Raw genomic sequence first — 24,427 nt, 5'->3', positions numbered from 1 at the left:
TCGGCCATATTCCGCCGACACCCGCGTGCTTCCGGGTCGGACGAGTTGTCGTACCCGCAGTGGACCGGAGCCCGGAGACGGCACCAGCGCAGAGCACCGCCTTGAACGACCGGACACCAACGGAACCAAGGGGGATTCTCCATGTCGGGTGACGCACAGGATGGGGTCTCGGCCGCGAGAAAGGCGGTGGTCACCGGCGCCGCGGGTTTCATCGGATCTCATCTCGTCGAGGCGTTGCGGCGCGGCGGCACAAACGTGGTGGGCATCGACCGGAAAGCGAGTTGGGGCACCGGTGAAATCCCGCCATCCGCCGAGCTGGGTTCTCTCCATCGCATCCGTGCCGACCTCGCCAGTACCGATCTTTCGGCCTGTCTGGAAAATGCCGCCGCGGTCTTTCACTTAGCCGCATTGCCGGGCGTGCGGCCGTCCTGGACGCAATTCCCGGAGTATCTCCACTGCAACGTATTGGCCACCCAGCGACTGATGGACGCCTGTGTCCGGGCCGGAGTGCCCCGCGTGGTGATGGCCTCGTCCTCCAGCGTGTACGGCGGCGCCGAGGGCACGATGAACGAGGACGACCTCCCCCGTCCGCTGTCCCCCTACGGGGTCACCAAACTCGCCGCCGAGCGGCTCGCCCTCGCCTTCGCGGCCCGCCGCGACGCCGCCCTGTCGGTGAGTGCTCTGCGGTTCTTCACCGTCTACGGCCCCGGACAGCGCCCGGACATGTTCATCGGCAGGCTCATCCGCGCCACCCTGGAGAACAGGCCGATCGAGGTCTACGGCGACGGCACCCAGATCCGCGACTTCGTCCATGTCTCGGACATCGTGCGCGCGCTGACCCTCGCCGCGACGGCGCCCGGCACGAGCAGCCGCGTCCTGAACATCGGCACGGGACATGCCGTGTCGATGAACGAAGTCCTCGCCCTGACCGGCGAGTTGACCGGAAGAACGCCGGACGCGCGGTACGGTCCGGCGCGCATCGGCGACGTACGGGCCACGACGGCCGACGTCGGACGGGCGCTCCACCACCTCGGTTTCACCGCGCGGACGGATCTGCGCGCCGGGCTGGCCACCCAGATCGAGTGGACCCGACGGTCGCTCGCCCGCACCCCGTCGCGCGAGACCGCCTCGTCGGCCGGGATGGCGCCCACCCACCGGTCGTAGCCGCCATGTGCGGCTTCGTGGGATTCAGCGATCTCAGCGGCGGCGGGGAGGCCGCCCGGGCCACGGCCGGACGGATGCTGGCGGCGGTGGCGCACCGCGGCCCCGACGGCAGCAACTGGTGCCACCACCGGGGCGTGACCTTCGCGCACTGCGCGCTGACCTTCGTCGACCCCGCCGGGGGCCGGCAGCCGTTCGTGTCCGCGAGCGGGGCCACCGCGCTCGTCCTCAACGGGGAGATCTACAACCACGAGGAACTCCGCCGCGAACTGCGCGCCGCGGGCGCCCGGTTGCGCACCAGGAGCGACACCGAGGTCCTCGTGGAACTGTACGAGCGGTACGGCATGAAGGTGCTGGAGAAGGTGCGCGGCATGTACGCCTTCGTGCTGCACGACGCGCGCACCGCGACGACCGCGCTGGTCCGCGACCCGATGGGCAAGAAGCCGCTCTACTACACGCGTGTCCCCGGCGGGATCGCCTTCGCGTCCGAACTCACCGCGCTGCTGTGCCATCCCGACGCCCCGACCGCCCCGGATGTCCGGGCCCTGGCCGGCTATCTGACGCTCCAGGCGTTCTGCGCCCCCGGCTCGGCGGTGTCCGGTGTGCACAAGGTCCGCCCCGGCAGCTATCTGGAGTACCGCGACGGCGAGCTGCGCGAAGTCGAGTTCTGGCGGCCCCGGTTGACGCCGTCCGCACCGGCGCCGAGCGTCCGGGAGGCCACGGCACGCTTCGAGGAGCTGTTCCGGGCCGCGGTCGCCCGGCGCGTCACCAGCACGGAGCGCCGCCTCGGGGTGCTGCTGAGCGGCGGGCTGGACTCCAGCGCGGTGGCCGCCGTGGCCCAGCAACTGTCTCCGCAGCAACCGTTGTTGACGTTCAGTGCCGGATTCGAGCACCCCGATTTCGACGAGAGCGCCCATGCCCGCGCGGTCGCCCGGCACCTGGGCACCGAGCACCATGTCGTCCGCATCGGCGGACGTGACCTCGCCGACGTGGTGGAGTCGGAGTACGCCCGGGCCGACGAGCCGCTGGCCGACCCCTCCCTGCTGCCCACCCGCATCGTCTGCCGGGCGGCGCGGCGGCATGTGCGCGGGGCGCTCACCGGGGACGGTGCCGACGAACTGCTCCTCGGTTACCGGTACTTCCAGGCCGAGCGGGCGATCGAGCTGCTGCTGCGGCTGATGCCGGCCCCCCGGCTGGAAGCCCTGACACGCACCCTCGCACGCGCGCTGCCGGCGCGGTCCGGCAACCTGCCCGCCGCCGCGGCCCTCGGTCTGCTGGCACGCGGACTGCGCGCGGCGCCCGAGCACCGGTTCTACCTGTCCACCGCCCCGTTCGGCCCGGCCGAAGTGCCGGGACTGCTGCGGCCTGAGGCCCGTGCGGAGCTGTCCGGTCACGACCCCTTCGCCGAGATCTCCCGGCTGCTGGACAGCCATCGGGGCCTGACGGGCGTACAGCGCAGCCAACTCGCCGTCGTCGCCCACTTCCTGCGCGACGTGATCCTCACCAAGACGGACCGCGGCGGCATGCGCAGCGCCCTCGAACTGCGCGCCCCCTTCCTCGACCTGGACCTCGTCGAGTACGGCAACACACTGCCCACCGCGCTGAAGCTGCGCCGCCTCACCGGCAAGTACCTGCTGCGCCGGATGGCCGCCGACTGGCTGCCGACCGACATCGTGCGGCGCACCAAGCTGGGCTTCCGCGCCCCACTGGCCGCACTGCTGCGCGACGAGCTGCGTCCACTGCTCCTGGACACCCTGTCCCCGGCCGCACTGGACCGCGGCGGCCTGTTCGACGCGCAGGCGGTGAAGTTGCTGACCGACGACCACCTCAGCGGCCGTCGCGACACCTCGCGCAAGCTGTGGGCCCTGCTGGCCTACCAGCTCTGGCACCAGACGCTGTCCACGCCCACCCCGGCCCCCGCCTGCCTCGACCTCACCGAGGAGTCCCACCGTGCGCCCTGACCGACCGCACATCCAGGTACTGTCCCCCCGGACCTGGGGGGAGTTCGGCAACTACCTCGCCGCCACCCGGTTCTCCCGGGTGCTGCGCGGCGCCGTCGACGCGGAGGTGACCCTGCTGGAGGCGGAACCGATCCTGCCCTGGCTGGGCGAGGCCGGCGCCGAGATCCGCACCATCTCCCTGGAGAGCCCGGACGCGACCGAGCGCACCCGGCGCTACATGGGCCTGATGGCCCGCCTCCAGGAACGTTTCCCCACCGGCTTCGAGACCGACCCCACTCCTGAGCAGATCACCGAACTGGGCCCGCTCACCGCCCACTTGCGCGCCACCGCCCCGGACGTGGTGGTCGGCACGAAGGGCTTCGTCGCGCGGCTGTGCGTGGCCGCCGTACGACTGGCGGGGCTGCCCACCCGGGTCGCCAGCCATGTCACCAACCCGGGACTCCTGCAACTGCCGCTGCACCGCAGTCCGCATCCCGATCTGACGCTGGTGGGTTTCCCCTGGGCCAAGGAGTACCTGCTCGCACAGGCGGGCGGTGAGGCGGACCGGGTGCGGGTGGTGGGACCGCTGGTCGCCCAGCACGATCTGCGGGACTTCATGACCGACGAGACCGCGGCTCCGGCATCCGGCCCCTGGGGCGGGGACACCGACTCCGGCCGCCCCCGGCTGATCATCTTCTGCAACCGCGGCGGAGACGTCTATCTGGAGCTGGTGCACCACATCGCCGCCCACCATCCGGACACCGACCTGGTGTTCGTCGGCTACGACGACCCCGACCTGGCACGCCGTGCCGCCGCCGGTGCCTCGCGGCTCGCGCACTGGCGGTTCCACAGCCGGCTCACCCAGGCCGAGTACTTCGACTACATCGACCGCGCCTCCAGGTCGCCGTACGGACTGCTCGTCTCGAAGGCAGGCCCCAACACCACTCTGGAAGCCGCCTACTTCGGGATTCCCGTGCTGATGCTGGAGTCGGGGCTGCCGATGGAGCAGTGGGTGCCGGGGCTCATCCAGGAACAGAACCTCGGCCGGGCGTGTGCCAGGCCCGAGGACCTGTTCCGTACCGTCGACGACTGGCTGGCCCGCCCGTCGGCGATCGAGATGCACAAGAAGTCCGCGATCGGGTTCGCCGAATCGGTGCTCGACCAGGACGCGGTGGCCGCCCGGATCGGGGCCGCCGTACGGCCTCTGCTGGAGCCCCGGTGAAGCCCCGGCTACGGCTCGTGGCCACGGCACGCGGAGTGCGGGCCGAGGGCGACGGCGAGGCCCTGGCCGGACACGTCCTCGGCGGGGACCCGCTGGCCGAAGGTCCGCCGCCCGAAGGGATCTTCGCCGCCTGGCGCTGGGACGGCGCACGCCTCCTGGCCCGCAACGACCGGTACGGCATGCACCCGTTGTACTACCGCGCCGACACCGGCTCCCTGGCCCTGTCGACCGATCCGCTCGCTCTGCTTCGGCCCGGCGAGAACGCCGAACTCGACCACGACGCGCTGGCCGTCTTCATCCGGCTGGGCTTCTTCCTCGCCGAGGACACCCCCTTCGCCGCGATCCGCGCACTGCCGCCCGCCGCCACACTGACGTGGACTCGCGACGGGCCCGAGGTCAACTCGCCCGCACTTCCCGTGCCGGGTGCAGCGGACCTCACCCCGGCTCAAGCAGTGGACGGATTCGTCGAGTTGTTCCGCGCCGCCGTGGCCCGCCGGCTGCCCGAGCGGTCGTACGTCCTTCCGCTGAGCGGCGGCCGGGACTCCCGGCACATCCTGATGGAGCTCTGCCGTCAGGGCGCCCCACCGGCGCTCTGCGTCAGCGGCGCCAAGTTCCCGCCGGACCCGGGCGCCGACGCCCGGGTCGCCGCGACGCTCGCCGGGCGCCTCGGCCTGCCGCACCGCACCCTCGCCCGGCCGCGCTCGCAGTTCCACGCGGAGCGTATCGCCAACCCGGCCCAGGGCATGGCCACCCTGAACGGTGCCTGGACCCTGTCCCTGCGGGCCTTCCTGCGCCGCAACAGCCCCCTCTGGTACGACGGCGTCGGCGGCGGCGAGCTGATACAGAACCCCAGCATCGAGCTGATCAGGGAGAACCCGTACGACGTGACGGACCTGCCGGGGCTCGCGGACCGGCTGCTGGCCGCCGGCCGCACCGGAGCACGCGTCGATTACCTGCTGGGTCCCCGGACCCGCGTCCTGTGGAGCCGCGAACGGGCCCGCACCCGGCTGGTGCGGGAACTGGCCCGGCACGCCGACGCCGCCTTCCCGCTCGGCTCGTTCTTCTTCTGGAACCGGACCAGGCGCTCCATCTCCCTCGCCACCTTCGCCCTCGGCGACGGCCACGCGCTGATCCACACCCCCTACCTCGACCACGCGCTCGTCGACCACCTGGCCTCGGTGCCGCACCGCTTCCTGATCGACGGCACCTTCCACGACCGGGCGCTGCACAAGGCGTTCCCGGAACACGCCGGCCTGGGCTTCGCCTCGGCCGTTCCGCAGCGCCACGGGCTCGTCCTGGTGGGGCACCGGCTGGCGTACCTGACCCGGCTGCTCGGCCACTCCCTGTACAGGGAGCGGGACTGGTGGCGCGAGGACGACCGGGTCCTGCGCCGGCTGCTGGCCGCCGGGCGCGGTCCGGGGGCACCGCAGCGCGTCAGCCGGCTCCAGCCGCTGGCCCTCTACCTGCTCCAACTGGAGTCCCTCGCGGCCGGGAGAACCGCGTGAGTCCGGACGACACCACCGCCCGCACGATCCCAGAAGGAGGAGACATCATGCGGAAGACACTGCCCGTCATCAGTACCGGTGTGGCGCCGGGGAGCGCGTCGGGCGGCTGCTCGACGGCCGTCGCCGAGGCACCGGGCCGCCCCGCCCTGCCGCGCTGGCGCAAGCGGAACCTGCGGATCGCCCTGGTCCGCCACCACGACCTGTGCCTCAACACCCGCCAGATCACCCAGATACAGAAGCGGGCCGGTGTCCTGCCGCACCTCGGGCTCGGCTACATCCACACCGCGCTGAAGTCGGCCGGCTTCCACAACGTCATCCAGGTCGACACCCCCGCGCTCGGCCTGGACAGCGAGGGACTGCGCAAGCTGCTCGCCGACTTCGCGCCGGACCTCGTCGGCGTCAGCACCACCACCCCCGGCCTGCCCGGCGCCGTCGAGGCCTGCCAGGCGGCCAAGTCCACCGGCGCCAAGGTCATCCTCGGCGGCCCGCACACCGAGGTCTACGCGCAGGAGAACCTCTTCCACGACGCGATCGACTACGTCGGTGTCGGCGAGGGCATCACGATCATGCCGGAGCTGGCCGAGGCGCTGGAACAGGGCGAGAAGCCGGAGGGCATCCGCGGCCTGGTGACCCGCGACCACGACGGCGGCGCGGCCCCCATGGTGAACCTGGAGGAGGTCGGCTGGCCCACCCGCGACGGTCTGCCGATGAACAGCTACTACTCGATCATGGCCCCGCGTCCCTTCGCGACGATGATCTCCAGCCGCGGCTGCCCCTTCAAGTGCAGCTTCTGCTTCAAGCAGGCCGTCGACAAGAAGTCGATGTACCGCTCCCCCGAGGACGTCGTCGGCGAGATGACGGAGCTGAAGAACCGGTGGGGGGTGAAGGAGATCATGTTCTACGACGACGTGTTCACCCTGCACCGCGGCCGGGTCCGGGAGATCTGCGCGCTCATCGGCGAACAGGGTCTGAAGGTGCGCTGGGAGGCGCCGACCCGAGTGGACCTGGTGCCGGAGCCGCTCCTGAAGTCCATGGCCGGGGCGGGCTGCGTCCGGCTGCGGTTCGGCATCGAGCACGGGGACCCGGAGATCCTCAAGCGGATGCGCAAGGAGAGCGACATCCAGAAGATCGAAGGGGCCGTCACCTCGGCGCACGAGGCCGGCATCAAGGGCTTCGGCTACTTCATCGTCGGCTGGCTCGGCGAGACCCGCGAGCAGTTCCGCGCCACCATCGACCTCGCCTGCCGCATCCCGCTGGACTACGCGAGCTTCTACACCGCGACCCCGCTGCCGGGCACCCCGCTGCACACCGAGTCCGTGGCCGCGGGGCAGATCCCCGCCGACTACTGGGACCGGTTCGTGCGGGGCGAGTTCGACGCCCGGATCGGCTATCTGGTGCCCGACGCCCAGCGGCGCGCCCAGGCCGCCTACCGCGCGTTCTTCCTGCGCCGCTCCATGGCGAAGCCGCTGCTGTCCCACATGGCCTCGACCGGCCAGTGGCGCAACACGCTGGACGGTCTGCGCAGCCTGGCCCGGTCGACCTCCAACACCGACCGTGACTTCTGAGACCGCCCGCCCGGCCGGCTCGCTGCGGCCGGGCCCCGCCGTCCACCTCAACACCCCGCTGCCGGCCCACGGCCGACGGCGGCGCGGCGAACCGTTCCTCACCCACCACGTCCGCGCCACCGTCGCCCGCGGCTTCCGCCCACCGACGTCCTGGTCGGTACCGGTGCGCCACCTCCTGCCCGACGACCCGTCCGGCCCGACTCCCCCGCTCTCCGACGCCCGCGCGGCGGCCGACGCCCTGCGCGCCGGCTCCCCCGTCCTCGCCCTGATCGCCCCGACCTACGTCTCCAGAGGCACCCTCGGCGAACAGTCGGAGCGCCTCGACGCCCTGCTGGAGCGCGTCGCCGAACTGACCGAGGAACGGCCGGACGCCCCCGTCGTGCTGTTCGTGGGCATGCAGTGGTCCACGGCCGAGGAGGAGACCGAGTCCGTACGACGGCTGCGGGAGCTGCTGCTCCGGGCCCGCGCGCGGTTGCCCCGACTCCCCGTGTGCGGGCTCTCGTTGCCCGGTCCCGGCAAGCCCCGCACGCTCAACGCCGCGATCGAGGTGGCCGAACTGCTCGGCTGCGCGGGCGTCGGCTGGGTCGATGACGACGTGGTCCTGGACCCGGGCTGTCTGTCGTGGCTGGCGCGGGACTTCCTGGCGGCCGGCTGCCGAGGCGCGGTCGGTGCCACGAAGATCCCGCACACCAAGGCGTTCGCCACCTCGCGCCTGCTGGCCCGCGCCAAGGCGATCGCGGCACCCGCGACCAACTACCCCCACGGCTGCTGCATCCTGGTGGCCGCCGACGTCGTCTCCGGCGGACTGCCCGGCCGCTATGTCTCGGACGACGGCTACGTCTGCTTCCGGCTCCTCGATCCCGGCCTGCCCGACCCGATGGCCCGGCTGCGTCTCATACCGGACGCCCGCTGCCACTATCACGTCGCCGGTCCTGCGGGCGAGACCCGTCGGCGCATCCGCAGGATCCTCCTCAACCATCTCGTCGACCTCGCCGACTGGCCCCTGCCCGTGGCCCGCCACTACTTCCGGCATGTGCTCTTCGCCGGCATGTGGCCGCTGACCGGCTTCGACGCCTCCGGCGGACAGCGGCTCGGCGCCCAGAAGGCGCTGATCAAATGGGTCTACTTCGCGTGGTTCGCGGGGGTGGGGGCGGAGCTGTACCTGCGCGGGCTGACCGGCCGGCCGCTGCGCGCCGTCGAGTGGGCCGCGTACTCGGCCGTCCACCCCCTCACACCCGCTGACCAGGAGTCCTGATGAAGGTACTGTCCCTCCACTCCGCCGGACACGACACCGGCGTCGGCTACTTCGAGGACGGGCGGCTGGTCTTCGCCGTCGAGACCGAGCGGCTCACCCGGGTCAAGCACGACCACCGCAGCGACATCGCGCTCGAACACGTGCTGTCCCAGGAGTCCGTCGACACCGACGGGATCGACCTGGTGGCGGTCAGCACCCCGGTCCGCAGCGCCCTGTTACGGATTCCGGACCTGGACCGGGCGATGGAGCGGATCAACGCCGGGGCGCTCCACCACCGGACCACCTGCGACCTCCTCGGCCGGACCGTGGACTGCGTGGTCGTCACGCACGAGGTCTCGCACGCCGCGCTCGCCGCCCACTACGCGGGGCACGAGGACGGCACCCTCGTCCTGGTCAACGAGGGCCGCGGACAACTCACCCGCAGCTCCCTGTTCCGGGTCGAGCAGGACCGGCTGGAGTGGATCGCGAAGGACCCGCTGCCCTGGTACGGCAACGGCTTCGGCTGGACGGCGATCGGCCACCTGCTGGGTTTCGGGAGGAGTCCCAGCGTCACCGGCAAGGTGATGGCCCTCGGCGGCTACGGCGAGCCGGACATCGGCATACGCGAGCAACTGCGGGCGGTGGACCCCCGGGTGATGCACGATCTGGAGCTGGCCGAACGGGTGCGCGCCGAGCTGGTGGAGCGCCCCGAGTTCGACACGGCGGCCCATGTCGTGGCCACCTTCCAGGAGTTGTTCACCGAGGCCGTGCACGCCGTGCTCGACCGGCACGTCACCCGCACCGCCACCGGCGTGGGACCGATCGCCCTCGGCGGTGGCTGCGCCCTGAACATCGTCGCCAACTCGACGTTGCGCGAGGCCTTCGGCCGCGACATCGCCATCCCGCCGGCCTGCGGTGACGCGGGCCACCTGGCGGGCGCCGGGATCTACGCCCTCACCTACCTCCTGGGCCAACGGCCCGAGCCGCTCAGCGTGTACGGCAACGGCACCGGCGAACCTCGCGCCGAGGTCCTGGCCACCTTGGACGCGGCAGGACTGAAGGCCGTGCCGTACGACGTGGGGGCGGTCGCCCGGCTGCTGGCGGACGGCGGTGTCGTGGCCCTGACGGAGGGCGCGGCCGAACTCGGGCCGCGCGCGCTCGGGCACCGCTCGCTGCTGGGCAACCCGGATGTGTCCGGCATGCGCAAGCGGATGAGCGAGGACCTTAAACAACGCGAGTGGTACCGCCCGTTGGGGGCCGTGATGCGCGACGAACGCTTCGCCGAGCTCTACCCGGGCAGCCGGACGTCGCCCTACATGCTCTTCGAGTACCAGCTGCCGGAGGGCACCGCGCCGGAGGCCCGGCACATCAACGGGACCTGCCGGATCCAGACCCTGGGCGCCGACCAGCCGCTGCTGCACGGGCTGCTCGCCTCCTTCGAGGCACAGACCGGTGTCCCCGCGCTGATCAACACCTCGCTCAACGGGCCGGGCCGGGCCATCGCGCACACGGCCGGGCACGTGCTGGACGACTTCGCGCACAGCGCCGTCGACCTGTTCGTCTTCGACGACGTGATGGCCTACCGGAGCGAACCCCGGCAGACCAGCACGTCGTAGGGCGTCAGTGCACGAGGTGCAGAGGCAGCAGCCGGTCCAGTACGTCGTCGGTGTACAGGCCGACGACGGGGACCAGCCCCGAGGAGGCCGGCTGCTCCCGCACCGCGTCCAGCGCCTGCGTGCGCAGCCGCTCCAGCAGGGCCTCCACGTCGGGGGCGGGTACGGCTCCGGTGCGCATCAGGTGGCCGAGATTTCCCTCCCGCTCACCGTTGCGGTCGTAGTCCGTCAGATCGTCGGCGATCGTGATGATGGTGCCGAACGCCTCGGCGAAACGCCGTGCGGGATCGACGGAGTCCTCCTGCCGGCCGCAGATCGCCGAAAGCGAGCCGTAGCAGCCCAGGAAGGTGGCGCCGTAGGTGCTGGCGTTGACACACCACTCGTCGAGGTTCCGCGCACGGCGGCTCTTGGTGCGTATCTGGCCGGTGCAGACCTCGGTGAAGTCGTGTTCGAGCACATCGGTCACGGCACGGGCGTCCGCGGCGAGCGCGCACATCTCGTGCAGGGCCGTCAGGTGCAGATGCAGGCACAGACAGGCGAGTTCGACGCGGTCGAGCCCGGTGTCGTCGTCCATGAGGTCGTCGAGCAGCTTCATCGCCACGATGTCCATGGCCAGTGCCCGGGCCACCGCGGCGCGCCGCCCCGGTTCGGTGACCCACTCGGTGAGGAAGTGCGGCACCCTCAGGTAGAGGCGCAACGCGGCCGTGTGGGCGACGAGTTCGGGTGAGCCGCCGTTGCGGGCGACGAAGTCGGTGAGGTGGTCGCGGTTGGCGGACTCGGTGACCAGCATGGACGTGGTGTAGGCCGCGGGCAGTGCCGCGGTCACGGCCGGGCCGCCGTGATCTCGGCGAGCGTGGAGCGCCAGTCGGGATGTTCCAGCGCCCCGGCGAAGCCCACGTAGTCGGCACCCGCCTCCAGGTAGGCGGTGACGTGCTCCCGCCGGCGGACATTGCCGCTGACGAACAGGATCTGCTCGGGCTTGAGCCGCTGCCGGAAGTGCCGGACCACGTCGGCGGGGACCTGGGCGTAGCGGGAGTACAGGTACACCATGTCGAAGCCGAAGCTACGGGTGACCGCGATGTACCGGTCGATCTGCTCGGTGTCCACGGTGGCCACCGGGACGGTCCCGAGCAGGTCCCCCGTCTTGTGGTCCTCGCCGAAGGTGAGAGCGACGGTGAGCAGGAGTTCCGGCCAGTCCTCGCGGTCGCTCCGGCCGGGCAGATTGACCAGGGTCTCCAGGTAGCTCTTCCACACGTAGTAGTCGTCGCACGAGCCGAGCAGCGCGGGCAGGATGACGGCGTCGGCTCCCCGGGCCAACGGAAAGCCGAGGCCCTTGCGCGGCGGGAAGTGCAGCAGCACGGGCAGGGAGCTGACCTCCTTGATGGCCGCCACGTACGGGTCCATGCGGGACTCGAACGACACGTAGTCGGTGCTGGCGAGGATGAGGGCGGGGCAGTCGAGGTCGTCGAGGATCTTCGCCTTCTCGACGGCCTCGGCCTGCGGCACCTTGAACGGGTCGATGATGTGGACGGGCCCCCGTTGATGGTCCCGCAGCCGTCCGAGGACGGCTCCTGGGCCCAACAGGGGTGGTGTGGCCGGGACTTCCGTACGCTGGACCAACTGCGGTGACGTGTTCACCTGCGTTCCCCCTCGTTGTCCGGTCGCGGCGCGGTGCACGCCGTCATGCGAGATGCGCGCGGCTCGACTCGGCCGCCGCCGAAGTCACCGTCGCGGTGCTCGTCCTGGCCAGTGCGGCCACGACGGACGCGGTGGTGTAGAGCGCCTTCGTGTCCAGGACGACGGAGCCCAGCGCGGCCTTGCCGCGCCGTCCGCGTTCCCAGTGCTGCCGTGCGTCGGGGTCGAACTCCATGGGGCCGGGCACCCGGCACCACGCGGAGGGCCGCCAACTGCCGTCCTTCTCCTGGGAGTCGATCAGATACGAGACCGCCCGGCGGACCGTGTCGTCGTCCTCGGGCCGCCGGCCGGCCAGGACGGCGCGCAGGGCGAAGGCGGTGGCGAAGGCGGATCCCTCGGGCTCCCATTCGGTGCGTACGGCGCCGTCCGTGGCGATCCTGGCGGCGGCCCAGCGGGCGGCGGCCGCCGCCTCGGGGCGGTCTCCTGCTGGGGCGTCGGCGGTGAGTGCCTCGGCGGCCAGCGCGGTCGGGTACTCGCGGTCCGGCCACCAGTAGGCGGGCCACGATCCGTCGGGCCGCCGGATCTCACGGAGCCGTGTCAACAGCCGTTCGCGGACGGGCAGTCGGAGCAGTCCGGCAGCGGCCGTGGTGACGCACGCGTGACTGGCGTACCAGGCGTCCCAACGGGGGGCCACGCGGTCCAGGAAGGGCGCGGCGTGCTGCGGCAGATAGCTGGAGATACCCCCGTCGTCCTGGAGGTGCGCGGCGACGAAGCGGTATCCCTCGTCCGCTCGGGGGTCGTTGTCGGCACCCAGCGCCTCGGCCAGTCGCAGTACCCAGGAGGTGATGTCGGCGTCGCCGGGGACCTGGGGGCAGTAGCCCCAGCCGTCCGTGGGGCCGCGGGCCTGTCTCAGCAGTTCCCAGGCGGACTCGGCGGCCGATCGGCCGGGGCCCTCCGGAAATTCCGCGAGGGAGGCGCCGACAAAGGCAGTGGCCCAGAACTGGCCTGGGCCACGGACTTCGTAGTCGTTCCACCAGCCGTCCGCGTCACGTGCGGTTCGCAGGAATTCCGTTGCCCTTGCGAGGGCTTGTTCGGTGGATTCGCCGAAGGGTAATCGCTGTGCACCGTTCACGAAGTCTCCTTTCTGGGGAGAGGCGACGAGCCGGGCCACCACACAGACGCGTGGACACCGCGTCGGCAGGGCGATTCGCCAACCCTACACGTGTTCGTATCGGCGAGACAGGGCGCTTTCCCCGACGCACCGCACGGACGCGCGGCGGATTCACACGAATTGCATGTGGGTGCGCCTGCGCAATCGCATCGCCATGACACCGCCACTCACCACGATGAGCAGCGCGGTCACCACGACGGCGTGTGTCAGGCCCGAGGCGAGGGAACCGTCGCCGGCGCCGTCGACGGCGTACGTGATGATCTCCCGGGTCGACCAGAAGGGCAGCACCTTGGCCGCGTCCTTGGCCGGGTCGATGACCATCTGGGCGCCGATGACGGAGATCAGCAGCAGAGTGCCCTCCAGGTCCCGCGGTACGGCGAGGCCGAGGAGCAGCCCCAGCGGGACGGCCACCAGGGTGGTCAGAGCGAGTTCCAGGGCGACCCCCTGCGGGTTCGCCACGTCCTGGTCGACGATCACCACCACGGCGTACAGTGCGGAGATCAGCATCCCCGCCGTGAGCAGGGCGAGCATGCGGCCCAGGTAGAGATGCCGGGGCCGGAAGCCGGACAGGGTGAGCCGGGGCTCGATCTCTCGTCCGCCGACCGCGGAGAAGAGGGCGGCGGTGCTGACCGCGAACCCCACGCCCAGGCTGACGAACCGGATGGCCTGGCCGGGCTGGTCGTGCCGACCGAGGTAGAAGACCAGCGGCACGAGCAGGAGCAGGCCCAGCACACCGCGCCGGCGCAGCAGTTCACGCAGTGTCATCTCGGCCATGCGCAGGGTCCGGATCATCGGGCCGCCTCCGGCTTCCTGGGGCTGAGGTCGAGCACATGGTCGACCTGGTCGAGCTGGTTGAGCATGTGGGTCACCACGACGATCGCCTTGCCCTGGTCGCGCCAGCCCCAGACGTTCTGCCAGAAGTCCACGTAGGAGCCCCGGTCGAAGCCCTGGTAGGGCTCGTCGAGGAGCAGGACGTCGGGGTCGCCGAGGGCGGAGAGGACGACGTTCAGCTTCTGCCGGGTACCGCCGGAGAGGTCCTTGGCCAGGGTGCCGCGCGCGACCTGCCAGTCGAGTTTCGCGGCGAGTTCACGCCCCCGGCGATCCGCGTCGCGACCGCCCATGCCCCGGCCCGTGCCGAACAGCGTGAAGTGCTCGCGCGGGGTGAGGAAGCCCATCACACCGGCGTTCTGCGGGCAGTAGCCGAGGCGTCCCGCGATGGTCACCCGGCCCTCGTCGGGGGCGAGCAGCCCGGCACAGATCTTGAGCATGCTGGACTTGCCGGCTCCGTTGCTGCCCACGATCGCCGCGACCTCGCCGGCGCGCACCGCGAGGTCCACTCCGTTCAGGACGCGGCGGCGGCCGTAGCGCTTCACGATCCCCTGCGCGTGCAGCAGGACCTCCCGCCCTGGCGCAGGCCCGGTCAACTCCCCCGACTGCTGTTCCGCACGTGCGGAATACCTCATCCGAGACACCTTCCTTCCGCCGCCCGCGACGAATGGCGCGGAATACCGTGGCATCAGCCTGCCACAGACGAGCGGGCCGACCCCGCACACCGCCGACACACGGAGTGGAATCGAAAACTCCGGTCGACTGTTTTCGGCCGTTTCCCGGATGCGGGGCCGAGCGGAACTCCCCGTAAAGCCGATGGAATTCGGCCAGCCCACCGCATGATTCCGGCACGTCTGCCTCCGGTGGATTAACCGGGTCAGTGCAAGCGGAACGTCGGTGTCCCGGCCACCGACTCGAAAGCGGACCGCCGTCTTGTGATCACTTCGAGGCGGCGGTTAGAGTACGCCGCGTCGAAATCGCCGCACTCCGCACATTCCGCGACGCGCATCTCGGCAGTGAATTCCCCTTCGTCCGCGGATATCCGGCGAAGGGCCGGAACGGGTGGAGCACGGTTCGGCCGGCGAAGGGACGCGCATGCCAGGCGGCACCGGAGGCGGGCGCACATGGTGGCAGCGCGCCGTGGCCCGCGGCTTCGCCCCACTGCCTCCCTCGGACACTCCAGTGACACTGGTCGGGTCGGGAGAGGTTCTGCCGGATTCGGCGACGCTGGAGGCCCAACTGCCCACCGGGGGACTCGGCGTGCTGCTGCCCACCTACGTGGCGCGCTGCGACCTGACGGCCCATGAGACCGCGCTCCGTCATCTCCTCGACGCCCTCACCGACGTACAACTGGCCCGTCCCGAGCTGCCGTTGACGGTCTGGCTGGGCATGCAGCACGGCCCCGGCGAGCAGGCGGAGGCCGTCGACCGGCTGCGCGCGCTGACCGGGGCCGGGACAGCCGCCCTGCCCGTCGTCGGGTTCGCCCTGCCGGGCCGGGGGAAGATCCGGACGGTCAACACAGCGCTCGCTCTGTCCAGGCCGCTCGGTCACACCGGCTGGCTGTGGACCGACGACGACGTCGAGTTCGGCCCCGGCTGTCTCGCCCGGCTCGTCGACCGCTTCCACGAACGCGGCTGCACCGGCGCGGTCGGCGCCCATCTGGTCGCCCTGCCCCGTACGACGGCCGCCGCGCGGACAATGGACCGGGTCTCCGGCGTCACCGTGCCGCCCGGCGCCTACCCCGCGGCGGCCTGCATGCTCGTCGCGGGCGATGTCGTCGCCGACGGCATCCCGGTCCGCCGGCTCGCCGACGACGGTCATGTGCTCTTCGAACTCCTCGACCCCGACGCACCCGACCCGCTGCACGACCTCGAAGTGGTGCCGGACGCCAGGGGCGCCTTCTACCGGGTCTCCGGGACCCACGACACGCTGCGCCGGCTGCGCCGTTCCCTCTACAGCCATGTGACCTCCACGGCCGACTACCCGTGGCCGACGGCTCGGACCTATCTCACCGGCACGCTCTTCCACGGCCTGTGGCCGCTCGCCGCCTGGGACGGCAGCGGCGGCCCCGTCCGGGGACTGAAGCGGTGGACCGTCAAGGCCGTGCACCTGAGCTGGTTCTGCTGGGTCGCCGCGGGTCTCGCCGTGCGGGGTGCGGCGGGCCGTCCGCTGCGGCACGTGCCGTGGGGCGACGACGGTGACTTCATGAGCCCGGCCGCCGAGGGGCGGCGGGCGGCGGCACACACCGGACGCTGACACGGGACGGCCGCCCGTCACGGCGGCCGTCCGCACGCCGACACAGGCCGCCCAGCGCGGCGGCCCGGGAAGGGAGACGCCGTGCGGACCTCGGCACACAAGGAGGCGGCGGTCACCGTCGTCCTGCCGCACTACGACTGCGCCGACTACCTGGGCGCGGCGGCCGCCTCGGTCCTCGCCCAGGACCGGACCGACCTGCGCCTGATCGTGGTCGACGACCGCTCCCCCGACGAGACATGGACGGCCGCGCTGCGTCCCTACGCCGACGACCCCCGGCTCACCGTCCTGCGCACCTCCGAGAACGTCGGCCATCTCCGCATCAAGAACAAGGTCCTGCAGCTCGCGGACACTCCGTACATCGCCTTCCAGGACGCCGACGACATCAGCCTGCCGGGCCGGCTGCGCCATCAACTCGCCCTGCTGGAACGGGACAAGGCCGACCTGGTGGGCTGTGCCTACGAGTACATCGACGCGGCGGGTCACAGCACGGGCCGCCGCCGGATGCCCCGCAACGGCAATCTGTGGATGCGGCTGGGCCGGTCGACGGTGGTGCTGCACCCGTCGTCGGTGGTACGGCGCGAGGTGCTGGAGCGGCTCGGCGGCTTCGACGGCACGGTCCGGCTGGGCGCGGACACCGATTTCCATCTCCGGGCGGCCCGGCTGTACCGGTTGCGCAGCGTGCGCCACGTTCTGTACCGCTACCGCGTCTGGCCTCAGTCGCTGACCCAGGCGCCCACGACGGGCTTCGGCTCGGCGGAACGCCTCTCCTACACCGAGGCCATGAACGCCCAGGAACGCCGCCGCCGGGAGGCGACGACCCGCGAGGAACTGCTGCCCCTGCTGGTCGCGCCGCCCAACGACATCGATTTCACGCTGGACCCGGTCGCGGTGGGCGGGTGAGGGGTGACGAGCGTGGAAGCAACCCTGCCCGGGATCGGCGTGGTCGTCGCGGCACCCGACGGCGAGTGGGAACCCGCGGTGCACAGCCTGCTGCGCCAGTCCCTGCCGCCCGCCGCGATCACGGTCGTCACCCCGGTGGCACCGCCTCCGGACCCAGGCCCGCGCTTCGCGCGCTGCGCGCCCGACACCGCCGCCGAGACCTGCGTCGAGTCCGCGCGCGCCATGCGCACCCCCCACGTCGCCTTTCTCCAAGGCCGTGACGAGGCGCTCCCTGATTGGCTACGGCACCTCGGCCTGGCCGCTCGCGACGACGTCGGCCTCGTCCAGTGCGGCACGCTCCGGCTGCGGCCGGACGCACTGGTCGAGGGCATCGCCCTGACCCCGGGTCTCGACGGCGCCGCATACGCCGTACGACACGACCTGTTGGGCACGAGCGGCCGTACGGCCTCGTGGGTGACCGTGCCGCGACTGCTGGTGCGACGGCGGACCGACGACAGCGCCGCCACCGTGTCCGCCGCCCGAGCGGCAGGAGCCCGCCTGGTGCGGGACACGCACCTCACCCCCCGCGTCGACACACCCCCGGTGGACACGCCCGGCCCCGGCCGCACTCCGCACCTCGTCTCCGTCGTGATCCCCGTCCGCGACGGCGCGCGCACGCTGCCGGCACAGTTGCGCGCGCTGGCCTCCCAGACCCTTACCGCCCCCTGGGAGGTTCTCGTCATCGACAACGGTTCGACCGACGCGACGCGCGAGGTGGCCGAGAAGGCGCGTCCCGACCTGCCCGGCCTGCGGATCATCGACGCCCCTGAGCGCCCGGGCGAGAGCTACGCCCGCAACCGCGGGATCGCCGCCGCCCGCGGTGACTTCATCGCCTTCTGCGACGCGGACGACGTCGCCGACCCCGGCTGGCTCGCCGCGCTGGTCGACGCGGCCCCGGACGCCGACCTGATCGGCGGCAGCCTGGACAGCAGTGTGCTCAGCCCTGGGTACGCCGACGAGCAGCCGGTGCCGATGACCGAACAGACCGACTTCCTGCCCTTCGCGCGCGGCGCCAACTGCGCTGCCTGGAAAGACGTGTTGACGGCAATCGGCGGCTGGGACGAGAACTACCGGGGCGGCGGCGAGGACATGGACCTGTCCTGGCGGGCCCACCTGTGCGGCTACCGCGTCGGCTACGCCCACGACGCCCGCATGCACTACCGCCTGCGCGCCGAACTCTCCGCGCTGGCCCGCCAGAAGTGGAACTACGGCAGATCCGGCGCCCGGCTGTACGCCGCCTACCACCACGCCGGCTTCGAACGCCGCGACAACCGTACGGTCCTCATGAACTGGTCCTGGCTGCTCCTGCACTCCCCCGACCTCGCCCGCTCCCCGAGCCTGCGCCGCCGCTGGATCCGCTACGGCGCCCGGCTCTCCGGCTTCCTGGCGGGCAGCGCGGAACAGGGCGTCAGATACCTCTAGGCGACGATGGTGCCCGGGGCACTGTCGACGGTGTTCGCCCAACTCCTCGCAATACACCACGCCGACGGGATCGCCACAGCCATCGTCCAGGGAGACGGCGAGGACATCGAGCGCAACAGGATCCCGCACGAACGGGGTCAGCTCTCGCGGACGCCCGGCAAAGTAGAGCCATGACCCTGGGATTCAGTGGTGCCGTGGCCGAGTACTACAGCAAGTTCCGACGCGGGTACCCTCCCCCGGTCTTCGACGCCTTGCAGGAATCCTTTGGGCTCACGCACACCGATGTCGTGCTCGACATGGGGTGTGGCACCGGTCAGCTTGCTCTTCCCTTCGCCTCCCGAGTCCGTTCGGTGGTGGGGGTCGATCCGGAGCCGGACATGTTGCGGCTGGCCCGGGACTCCGCGGAGTCCCAGAGCATTCGCAACGTGACCTGGATGCTCGGTGCCGACGCCGATCTCCCCGCGTTGGGCGCGCTGTTGGGAAAGCGTTCGGTGGCGCTGACGGTCATCGGGCAGGCGCTCCACTGGATGCGGCACGAGGAACTCTTCCGCACCGTCACGCCCTTGCTGCGCACGGGCGGAGGCATCGCGGTGATCTCCAACGGAACCCCCTTGTGGCTGCAGGACACCCCCTGGTCCCAGGCCCTGCGCGGCTGCCTCGAACAGTGGCTGGGCACGACCCTGACAGCGACCTGCGGCACGAGCAGCAGTGACCGGTCGCGGTACGGGGAGGCGCTTCGGTCCGCGGGCTTCGACGGGGTGCGGGAAATCGTCGTCGAATACCGTGACGAGATGGACTTCGACCAACTCTTCGGCGGAGTCTGCTCGGCGATTCCTGCCGATCGGTTGCCAGGACCGGACGAGCGCGCCACCTTCGCCGAACGCATCCGACGCGCGCTCCCCGCGGACGAGCGGTTCGCCGAGGAGGTGCGGGTGACCATGCTCGTCGGACAGGTCCCGGACGTGGATACTTAGCAACTCGGCACTTATGGCCGAGCGTTGCCGCGGATGTTCAGACGTCCAAAGGCGACCGACTGGGTTTGCGGGCGAGGATCTGGATCCCCACCGAGGCATGTCCGTTCATCGTGGGCACCACGATGGTGCGAGAGGTGATGGTCTCGAAGCCGCTCAGCAGTGAGGTGAGCCGTTCACGGGAATGGTGCCGACAAACTGCGCCGTCGTCGGTCTCGAACACACCGTAGCGGTCGTAGCGGCGGCGATTGCGTTCGTCGTCCTGGAGGAGGAGGTCGCTGACGTAGAGGATTCCACCGGGCTTGAGTATGCGGTTCAGCTCGGCGATCAAACGGTGTTGGGCTTCGTCGGCGGGGACGCAGGTCAGCACGGCGAAGAGCAGTACCGCGTCGAACTCGGCGCGCGGGGAAGGCCACATCGGTGGGTTGTCCAGGACGGCGAAGTGCAGCCTGGGGTGCAGGTGTTGGGCCCGTTTGATCATTGCCGGCGAGGTGTCGGTGCCCGTCAGGTTGTCGAAGCCGTGTTGTTCGAGATCTCCCATGGTGCGGCCGTAGCCGCATCCGTAGTCGAGAATCGCGGCGTGCCTGCTGAGGCCGGCCAGCCAAGGCAGATGGAGTGGATGAGTGAAGGTCTTCGTTGCCGCGGCCGTGTCCCAGTACGGAATCTGGCTGCCTGGATCGGACACGGCGGATACCTTCCTCGGAGCCATCTGCTCTACGACGCCCCTGGAAGGGCGGTGACTCATCCGGTTACCGGCTGCCTACGGACGCGCTAGGCGCTCGCCAGGGCGGTGCGAGCCAGTTTCGCTCCGTCCGCTGTGATCGAGTAGAAACGACGGCGCGGGCGCCCTCCCGGCATACGCGGCATGCCGCCCTCGTACCCTCCCCTCCCGACCACGACGTGTCCAGAGTGCGGTTACCCCCTGGGGCGGCAGCGCCTGAAGCGGTCAGACGCTGGACAACAATCCGTCGAGCGGCGCCGGGACCCGCTCAGGGTCGAGGGCCTCGGTGAGGACGCGGCCGTAGCGGATCTTGCGTCCCTTCTTCGTGCCGAGGAAGCGCCTGAACTGCTGTTGTGGGGCGCGGCCCCGCTGAGCCGGCTGGCGCAGGAAGGTCTTCAGGGCGCGCAAGTCGCCCTCCGCGCCTACGAGTTCCTCCACCCGTGCCACGCCCAGTACGCGGATCAGCTCGTCCTCCAGATCCGCCGCGCAGACGAAGAAGTTCTGCTCCGCCGCACCGGCCTGTTCGAAACCCCGGGCATAGTAGGGGCGTTCCGCCTCGTCGCAGAGTCCCGTGAGGCGGAGGCCCAGGCCGGGTGAACCGAGGAGGCGGGCGTAGTGCCCGACGCTCATCGCGCCGCCGATCGACAGGACGCAGACCCCCTCGGCCGCCAGGTTCCGACCACGGCTCCGCGCCAGCGCGTCGACCGCCGCGACGTCGCTCGGTCCTTCGAGCAGGACGGCCGTGCGGACGGGCAACTGAGTGGCCAGTTCGTACGCCAAATCGCCGGGGCCACCGGTCGCCCACACCGTTACCGCGTCCCGAAACGCCTCCATGTCGGTCATGACATGAGTCTCAGGCCGTCCCGGCCGCGCCGCGAGGCATTTTCCGTCGGGACGTCAGCTCAGTGCGTCGATCCACACTAACGTCGGCGCCAGGGCAGCGACTCCTGGTCGTCCCCGGCCTCCTCCTCCCGATGGAGCGCTGCGTTGATCGCCTCGCCGATCTCCGCGAACTGGCGCACCTGCTCGGGCGTCAGCGCGTCGAAGACCGCGCGGCGTACCGCCTCGACGTGGCCCGGGGCCGCGTGCTCCAGGAACTCGCGTCCCTGCGCGGTGAGTTCGGCGAGTTGGCTGCGCCGGTTCGCGGGGTCCTCGTAGCGGTCGAGGTAACCGGCCTCCTGGAGGCGGGTCACCGCGTGCGTCAGCCGACTGCGGGTGATCTTGAGGCGTTCGGCCAGCTCCGACATGGTCAGGGTGCCCTGCGGAACCGAGGACAGATGGGCCAGCAGGATGTAGTCGGCGTGGGTCATCCCCGCGTCGCGACGCAACTGGCGGTTCAGGTGGTCGGAGAGGAGCGTGGAGAACTCGACATAGGCGAGCCAGGCCCGCCGCTCCTCGGCATCCAGCCAGCGTGGCGTCGTGGTCATGGTCGCACTCTAGCCGCCGCCGTTTGAACCTTCACACCAGTCGGTGACCTGGCTTGCGTACTCCCGGTATCCGGTCCGTGCGGCGGCCACGACCGCCTCGACCCGTTCGGGTTCGGCGTCCAGGTACAACTGCACGAGGATGTGGTGCGGACCGTCCTCCGGTGCGAGCGCGGTCGCCAGTCCGGCGTCGATCAGCCCGGCCTCCACAGCGGCGTCGAACGAGCCGGCGAGGGTCCCCGGTGCTTCGCCCAGTACCGCCGTGGAGACGTGCCGGTTGATCGCGAGGGCGAGGTCGTGCAGGAGCGCGAGGACGCGTTCGACGGCCAGTCCCGTGCCCGGGTCGTTCTCCAGACGCGCAGGGTCCAGCGAACCGAGCGATTCAAGCTGTACGACCGACTTGCGCAGCGTGATGAGCCGGTGCTCGATCGCCGCCCGGTCCACGGTCACCGGCGCCGTCCCCGCACTCGATGTGGTCATCGGCGCATCGTGCCACGCCGCAGCCGCGCCGACGCGGCCGATTCCGTCTGGTGGGACTTGCGATGGACGACCGCCGGAGGCGGGGGGACAGTCGTGCCCCGTGGTCCGTCGGGCCAACCGAATCACCGGATCACCGGATCAAGGGGGTACCGAGTGCGATCGTTGAGTGATCTCTTCCGCAACTTCATGCAGCTCGGGTACGTGACGGACGACATCGACGCCGCGTCCGCGTTCCTGGAGTCGAAGCTGGGGACGGTCGAGTGCGTCAAGCACTTCAAGTCGTCGCTGGGAGGCGGCCGGCCCCCCGCCGGTGCCGACGACCCGCGCTCCACCTTCGTCGTGGTGGACGGTGTGCCCGCCGACGAGTGGGTCATCGATGTCGCCCTGGTCAACGCCGGTCCGACCAATCTCGAAATCATCCGCCCGGTCGGCGGCATGGTCGACCTCTATCGCGGCGCCCTCAGGGCCGGGCAACCGGCGACGCTGCATCATCTGGGCTTCCGCGTCGACGACTTCGACGAGGCGTCCGCGATCGTCGCCGCGAGCGGCAGGTCGTGGAAACAGTACGGGGACAGCGGTGCCATCCGTTTCGGATACCTCGACATGACAGCCGAGTTGGGGCACTTCGTCGAGGTGATGGAACTCGACGAGGAGGCCGCCCAGGGGTTCGCGCACCTGGAGGCGGCGTCGAACGCGGGCCGGAACCACGTGCGCTGAATCCTGCTCGACACCCGAGGAGAGGAACCGTCATGAGCGGCGAAGGCACAACTGATTCCTACGATGTCATCGTCGTCGGCTCGGGCGCGGGGCTGGTCGGCGCGTACGCCGCGGCCTCCCGCGGGCTGCGCACGCTGGTCATCGAGAAGACGGAGTACGTCGGCGGGACCACGGCCTATTCGGGCGCCGGAATGTGGCTGCCCGGCAACGCGGCCGAGCAGCGGGCCGGCGTCGAGGACGGTCCCGACGTCGCACGTCCCTATCTCGACGCGATCGTCGGCGACGACTCGCCCACCGCGCTACGGGAGGCCTTCCTCCAGGCGGGGCCCACACTGATCGACGAGTTGGAGAAGAACCCGCGGTTCGGCCGGTTCTTCTGGCAGGGCGTGCCCGACTACTTCGCCGGCCGGCCCGGCAGCCTGCCCCAGGGCCGCACGATCTTCCCCGAGAACCTCGACCGGTCCGAACTCGGCGACCTGGAACCGCTGGTGCGCAGGCCGCTGTGGACGGAGCGCTGGGGTGTCGATCCGGGCTCGGAGATGATCGGCGGGCAGGCCCTCATCGGCCGTGCGCTGCTCGCGTTCATGGAGACCGGGAACGGGACCGTGCTGACGAACACCGCACTGGAGCGCCTCCTCGTGGTGGACGGCGCGGTCGTCGGTGTCGAGGCCCGAAGCGAGGGCGAGTTGGTGACCTTCCGTGCCGACCGGGGCGTACTCCTGGCCGCCGGCGGTTACGAGCGGAACGGCGCGCTGCGTGAACGGTTCCAGCCGGGCATCGCCGACGAGTGGACCCAGGGCTGCCCCGGCAACACCGGCGACGCCCTCACCGCGGGCATCGACATCGGCGCGGCGACGGATCTGCTCGACGAGTCGTGGTTCGCGCCGGGCCTGGTCGTCCCCGACACTCGCCCGGTGTTCTACACCTCGGTCTGGAGCGGCATCTGGGTCAACTCCGCCGGTCAGCGCTACCTCAACGAGCGTCTCCCCTACGACCGCGCCGGCCACGAGATGCTCAGGGCGCACCGTTCCTCGCACGTGTCGCACCTTCCCACGCACTGGGTGTTCGACCAGCGCCAACTCGACAACAAGCGGGCCTTCGCCGGGCTGCCGGTCGCGCCGCAGGTTCCCGGCTGGTTCGACGTCGACAAGTTCCTCGCCGCGGGTGTCCTGAAGCGGGCCGACACGCTGGAGGAACTCGCGGAGATGATCGGCCTGCCCGCGGGGTCGCTCACCGAGAGCGTCGAGCGGTTCAACGGGTATGCCCGGGGTGGCAAGGACGAGCAGTTCGGCCGTGGCGAGGATCCCTGGGACCTGATGATCACGCACATGGCGGGGGCCCACACCGACGGGCCCAACCCCTGCCTCGGGGTGATCGACAAGGCGCCGTTCTACGCGGCCACGATCGTTCTGTCCGACCTGGGGACCAAGGGGGGCCTGAAGACGGACGAGCACGCGCGTGTACTGCGGCCCGACGGCTCGGTGATCTCCGGTCTGTACGCGTCGGGGAACACGATGGCGCCGATGTCCGGCCGGATCTACCCGGGCGCGGGCGGTCCCGTGGGTTCGTCGATGGCGTTCTCCTACATCGCCGCCGTCGACATGGCCGACGGCGGTCGGTAGG

General features: G+C 71.0%; 22 protein-coding genes. 13 read left to right on the top strand and 9 right to left on the bottom strand.

Annotated features, from left to right (window positions below; all coding sequences use genetic code 11):
• Nucleotides 1–141: 141 nt before the first annotated feature.
• The 7 genes from ABZT04_RS25000 to ABZT04_RS24970 are packed head-to-tail and all read left to right on the top strand — an operon-like array spanning nt 142 to nt 10,243.
• The gene (locus ABZT04_RS25000; protein ID WP_356059198.1) at nt 142–1,164 is read left to right on the top strand and encodes an NAD-dependent epimerase/dehydratase family protein; all 1,023 of its coding nucleotides are present in this window, start codon (nt 142–144) and stop codon (nt 1,162–1,164) included.
• A gap of 17 nt (nt 1,165–1,181) precedes the next feature.
• Nucleotides 1,182–3,122: an asparagine synthase (glutamine-hydrolyzing) gene (gene asnB / locus ABZT04_RS24995; protein ID WP_356059197.1), complete on the top strand. Its 1,941-nt coding sequence runs from the start codon at nt 1,182–1,184 to the stop codon at nt 3,120–3,122.
• Nucleotides 3,112–4,323 (top strand): Moenomycin biosynthesis protein MoeGT1, encoded by a 1,212-nt coding sequence (locus ABZT04_RS24990; protein WP_356059196.1) that lies wholly within the window; start codon nt 3,112–3,114, stop codon nt 4,321–4,323. Before asnB ends, ABZT04_RS24990 begins: the two co-directional genes overlap by 11 nt.
• Nucleotides 4,320–5,828 (top strand): asparagine synthetase B family protein, encoded by a 1,509-nt coding sequence (locus ABZT04_RS24985; RefSeq protein WP_356059195.1) that lies wholly within the window; start codon nt 4,320–4,322, stop codon nt 5,826–5,828. The genes ABZT04_RS24990 and ABZT04_RS24985 overlap by 4 nt, the downstream gene beginning before the upstream one ends.
• A gap of 47 nt (nt 5,829–5,875) precedes the next feature.
• Nucleotides 5,876–7,393 carry a radical SAM protein gene (locus ABZT04_RS24980; protein ID WP_356059194.1) on the top strand — a complete coding sequence of 506 codons (1,518 nt, stop codon included), beginning with the start codon at nt 5,876–5,878 and terminating at the stop codon, nt 7,391–7,393.
• Nucleotides 7,383–8,648, top strand: a complete 1,266-nt coding sequence (locus ABZT04_RS24975) for a hypothetical protein (RefSeq protein WP_356059193.1) — start codon at nt 7,383–7,385, stop codon at nt 8,646–8,648. Before ABZT04_RS24980 ends, ABZT04_RS24975 begins: the two co-directional genes overlap by 11 nt.
• Nucleotides 8,648–10,243: a carbamoyltransferase C-terminal domain-containing protein gene (locus tag ABZT04_RS24970; RefSeq protein ID WP_356059192.1), complete on the top strand. Its 1,596-nt coding sequence runs from the start codon at nt 8,648–8,650 to the stop codon at nt 10,241–10,243. The genes ABZT04_RS24975 and ABZT04_RS24970 overlap by 1 nt, the downstream gene beginning before the upstream one ends.
• Nucleotides 10,244–10,247: 4 nt before the next feature.
• Here the strand turns inward: ABZT04_RS24970 and ABZT04_RS24965 are convergent, their stop codons facing one another.
• From ABZT04_RS24965 to ABZT04_RS24945, 5 genes are all read right to left on the bottom strand, one after another.
• On the bottom strand, nt 10,248–11,066 hold the full coding sequence (locus ABZT04_RS24965; RefSeq protein WP_356059191.1) for a Moenomycin biosynthesis protein MoeN5: 819 nt from the start codon (nt 11,064–11,066) through the stop codon (nt 10,248–10,250).
• Entirely contained in the window at nt 11,063–11,878 is an 816-nt protein-coding gene (locus ABZT04_RS24960) for a geranylgeranylglyceryl/heptaprenylglyceryl phosphate synthase (RefSeq protein ID WP_356059190.1), read from the bottom strand. Before ABZT04_RS24960 ends, ABZT04_RS24965 begins: the two co-directional genes overlap by 4 nt.
• A 43-nt stretch (nt 11,879–11,921) precedes the next feature.
• Entirely contained in the window at nt 11,922–13,007 is a 1,086-nt protein-coding gene (locus tag ABZT04_RS24955; RefSeq protein ID WP_356059189.1) for a hypothetical protein, read from the bottom strand.
• Between the two features lie 150 nt (nt 13,008–13,157).
• Entirely contained in the window at nt 13,158–13,838 is a 681-nt protein-coding gene (locus ABZT04_RS24950) for a hypothetical protein (RefSeq protein WP_356059188.1), read from the bottom strand.
• On the bottom strand, nt 13,835–14,509 hold the full coding sequence (locus ABZT04_RS24945; RefSeq protein ID WP_356059187.1) for an ABC transporter ATP-binding protein: 675 nt from the start codon (nt 14,507–14,509) through the stop codon (nt 13,835–13,837). The genes ABZT04_RS24950 and ABZT04_RS24945 overlap by 4 nt, the downstream gene beginning before the upstream one ends.
• Nucleotides 14,510–14,969: 460 nt before the next feature.
• On the opposite strand from ABZT04_RS24945, the gene ABZT04_RS24940 reads away from it, so the two are divergent.
• The 4 genes from ABZT04_RS24940 to ABZT04_RS24925 all read left to right on the top strand — a co-directional run bounded on the left by ABZT04_RS24940 (nt 14,970) and on the right by ABZT04_RS24925 (nt 19,465).
• Nucleotides 14,970–16,130 carry a glycosyltransferase family 2 protein gene (locus ABZT04_RS24940; protein WP_356059186.1) on the top strand — a complete coding sequence of 387 codons (1,161 nt, stop codon included), beginning with the start codon at nt 14,970–14,972 and terminating at the stop codon, nt 16,128–16,130.
• An 81-nt stretch (nt 16,131–16,211) separates the two neighbouring features.
• Nucleotides 16,212–17,030 (top strand): glycosyltransferase family 2 protein, encoded by an 819-nt coding sequence (locus tag ABZT04_RS24935; protein ID WP_356059185.1) that lies wholly within the window; start codon nt 16,212–16,214, stop codon nt 17,028–17,030.
• 12 nt (nt 17,031–17,042) lie between these two features.
• Nucleotides 17,043–18,491 carry a glycosyltransferase gene (locus ABZT04_RS24930; protein WP_356059184.1) on the top strand — a complete coding sequence of 483 codons (1,449 nt, stop codon included), beginning with the start codon at nt 17,043–17,045 and terminating at the stop codon, nt 18,489–18,491.
• Between the two features lie 170 nt (nt 18,492–18,661).
• Nucleotides 18,662–19,465 (top strand): class I SAM-dependent methyltransferase, encoded by an 804-nt coding sequence (locus tag ABZT04_RS24925; RefSeq protein ID WP_356059183.1) that lies wholly within the window; start codon nt 18,662–18,664, stop codon nt 19,463–19,465.
• Between the two features lie 37 nt (nt 19,466–19,502).
• Here the strand turns inward: ABZT04_RS24925 and ABZT04_RS24920 are convergent, their stop codons facing one another.
• The 4 genes from ABZT04_RS24920 to ABZT04_RS24905 all read right to left on the bottom strand — a co-directional run bounded on the left by ABZT04_RS24920 (nt 19,503) and on the right by ABZT04_RS24905 (nt 22,087).
• Nucleotides 19,503–20,147 carry a class I SAM-dependent methyltransferase gene (locus ABZT04_RS24920; RefSeq protein ID WP_356059182.1) on the bottom strand — a complete coding sequence of 215 codons (645 nt, stop codon included), beginning with the start codon at nt 20,145–20,147 and terminating at the stop codon, nt 19,503–19,505.
• A gap of 261 nt (nt 20,148–20,408) precedes the next feature.
• Nucleotides 20,409–21,026, bottom strand: a complete 618-nt coding sequence (locus ABZT04_RS24915) for a TOPRIM nucleotidyl transferase/hydrolase domain-containing protein (RefSeq protein WP_356059181.1) — start codon at nt 21,024–21,026, stop codon at nt 20,409–20,411.
• A gap of 77 nt (nt 21,027–21,103) precedes the next feature.
• Nucleotides 21,104–21,610 (bottom strand): MarR family transcriptional regulator, encoded by a 507-nt coding sequence (locus tag ABZT04_RS24910; RefSeq protein ID WP_356059180.1) that lies wholly within the window; start codon nt 21,608–21,610, stop codon nt 21,104–21,106.
• A gap of 9 nt (nt 21,611–21,619) precedes the next feature.
• Nucleotides 21,620–22,087 carry a HepT-like ribonuclease domain-containing protein gene (locus ABZT04_RS24905; RefSeq protein ID WP_356059179.1) on the bottom strand — a complete coding sequence of 156 codons (468 nt, stop codon included), beginning with the start codon at nt 22,085–22,087 and terminating at the stop codon, nt 21,620–21,622.
• Nucleotides 22,088–22,240: 153 nt separating this feature from the next.
• On the opposite strand from ABZT04_RS24905, the gene ABZT04_RS24900 reads away from it, so the two are divergent.
• The gene (locus ABZT04_RS24900; RefSeq protein ID WP_356059178.1) at nt 22,241–22,804 is read left to right on the top strand and encodes a VOC family protein; all 564 of its coding nucleotides are present in this window, start codon (nt 22,241–22,243) and stop codon (nt 22,802–22,804) included.
• Nucleotides 22,805–22,836: 32 nt separating this feature from the next.
• The gene (locus tag ABZT04_RS24895; RefSeq protein WP_356059177.1) at nt 22,837–24,426 is read left to right on the top strand and encodes an FAD-dependent oxidoreductase; all 1,590 of its coding nucleotides are present in this window, start codon (nt 22,837–22,839) and stop codon (nt 24,424–24,426) included.
• Nucleotide 24,427: the final 1 nt, after the last annotated feature.

This window comes from Streptomyces sp. NPDC005492, from assembly GCF_040605995.1.
Classification (GTDB): domain Bacteria; phylum Actinomycetota; class Actinomycetes; order Streptomycetales; family Streptomycetaceae; genus Streptomyces.
Note: the sequence above shows the minus strand (reverse complement) of the source record. Positions and strands in the feature narration are given on the sequence as shown.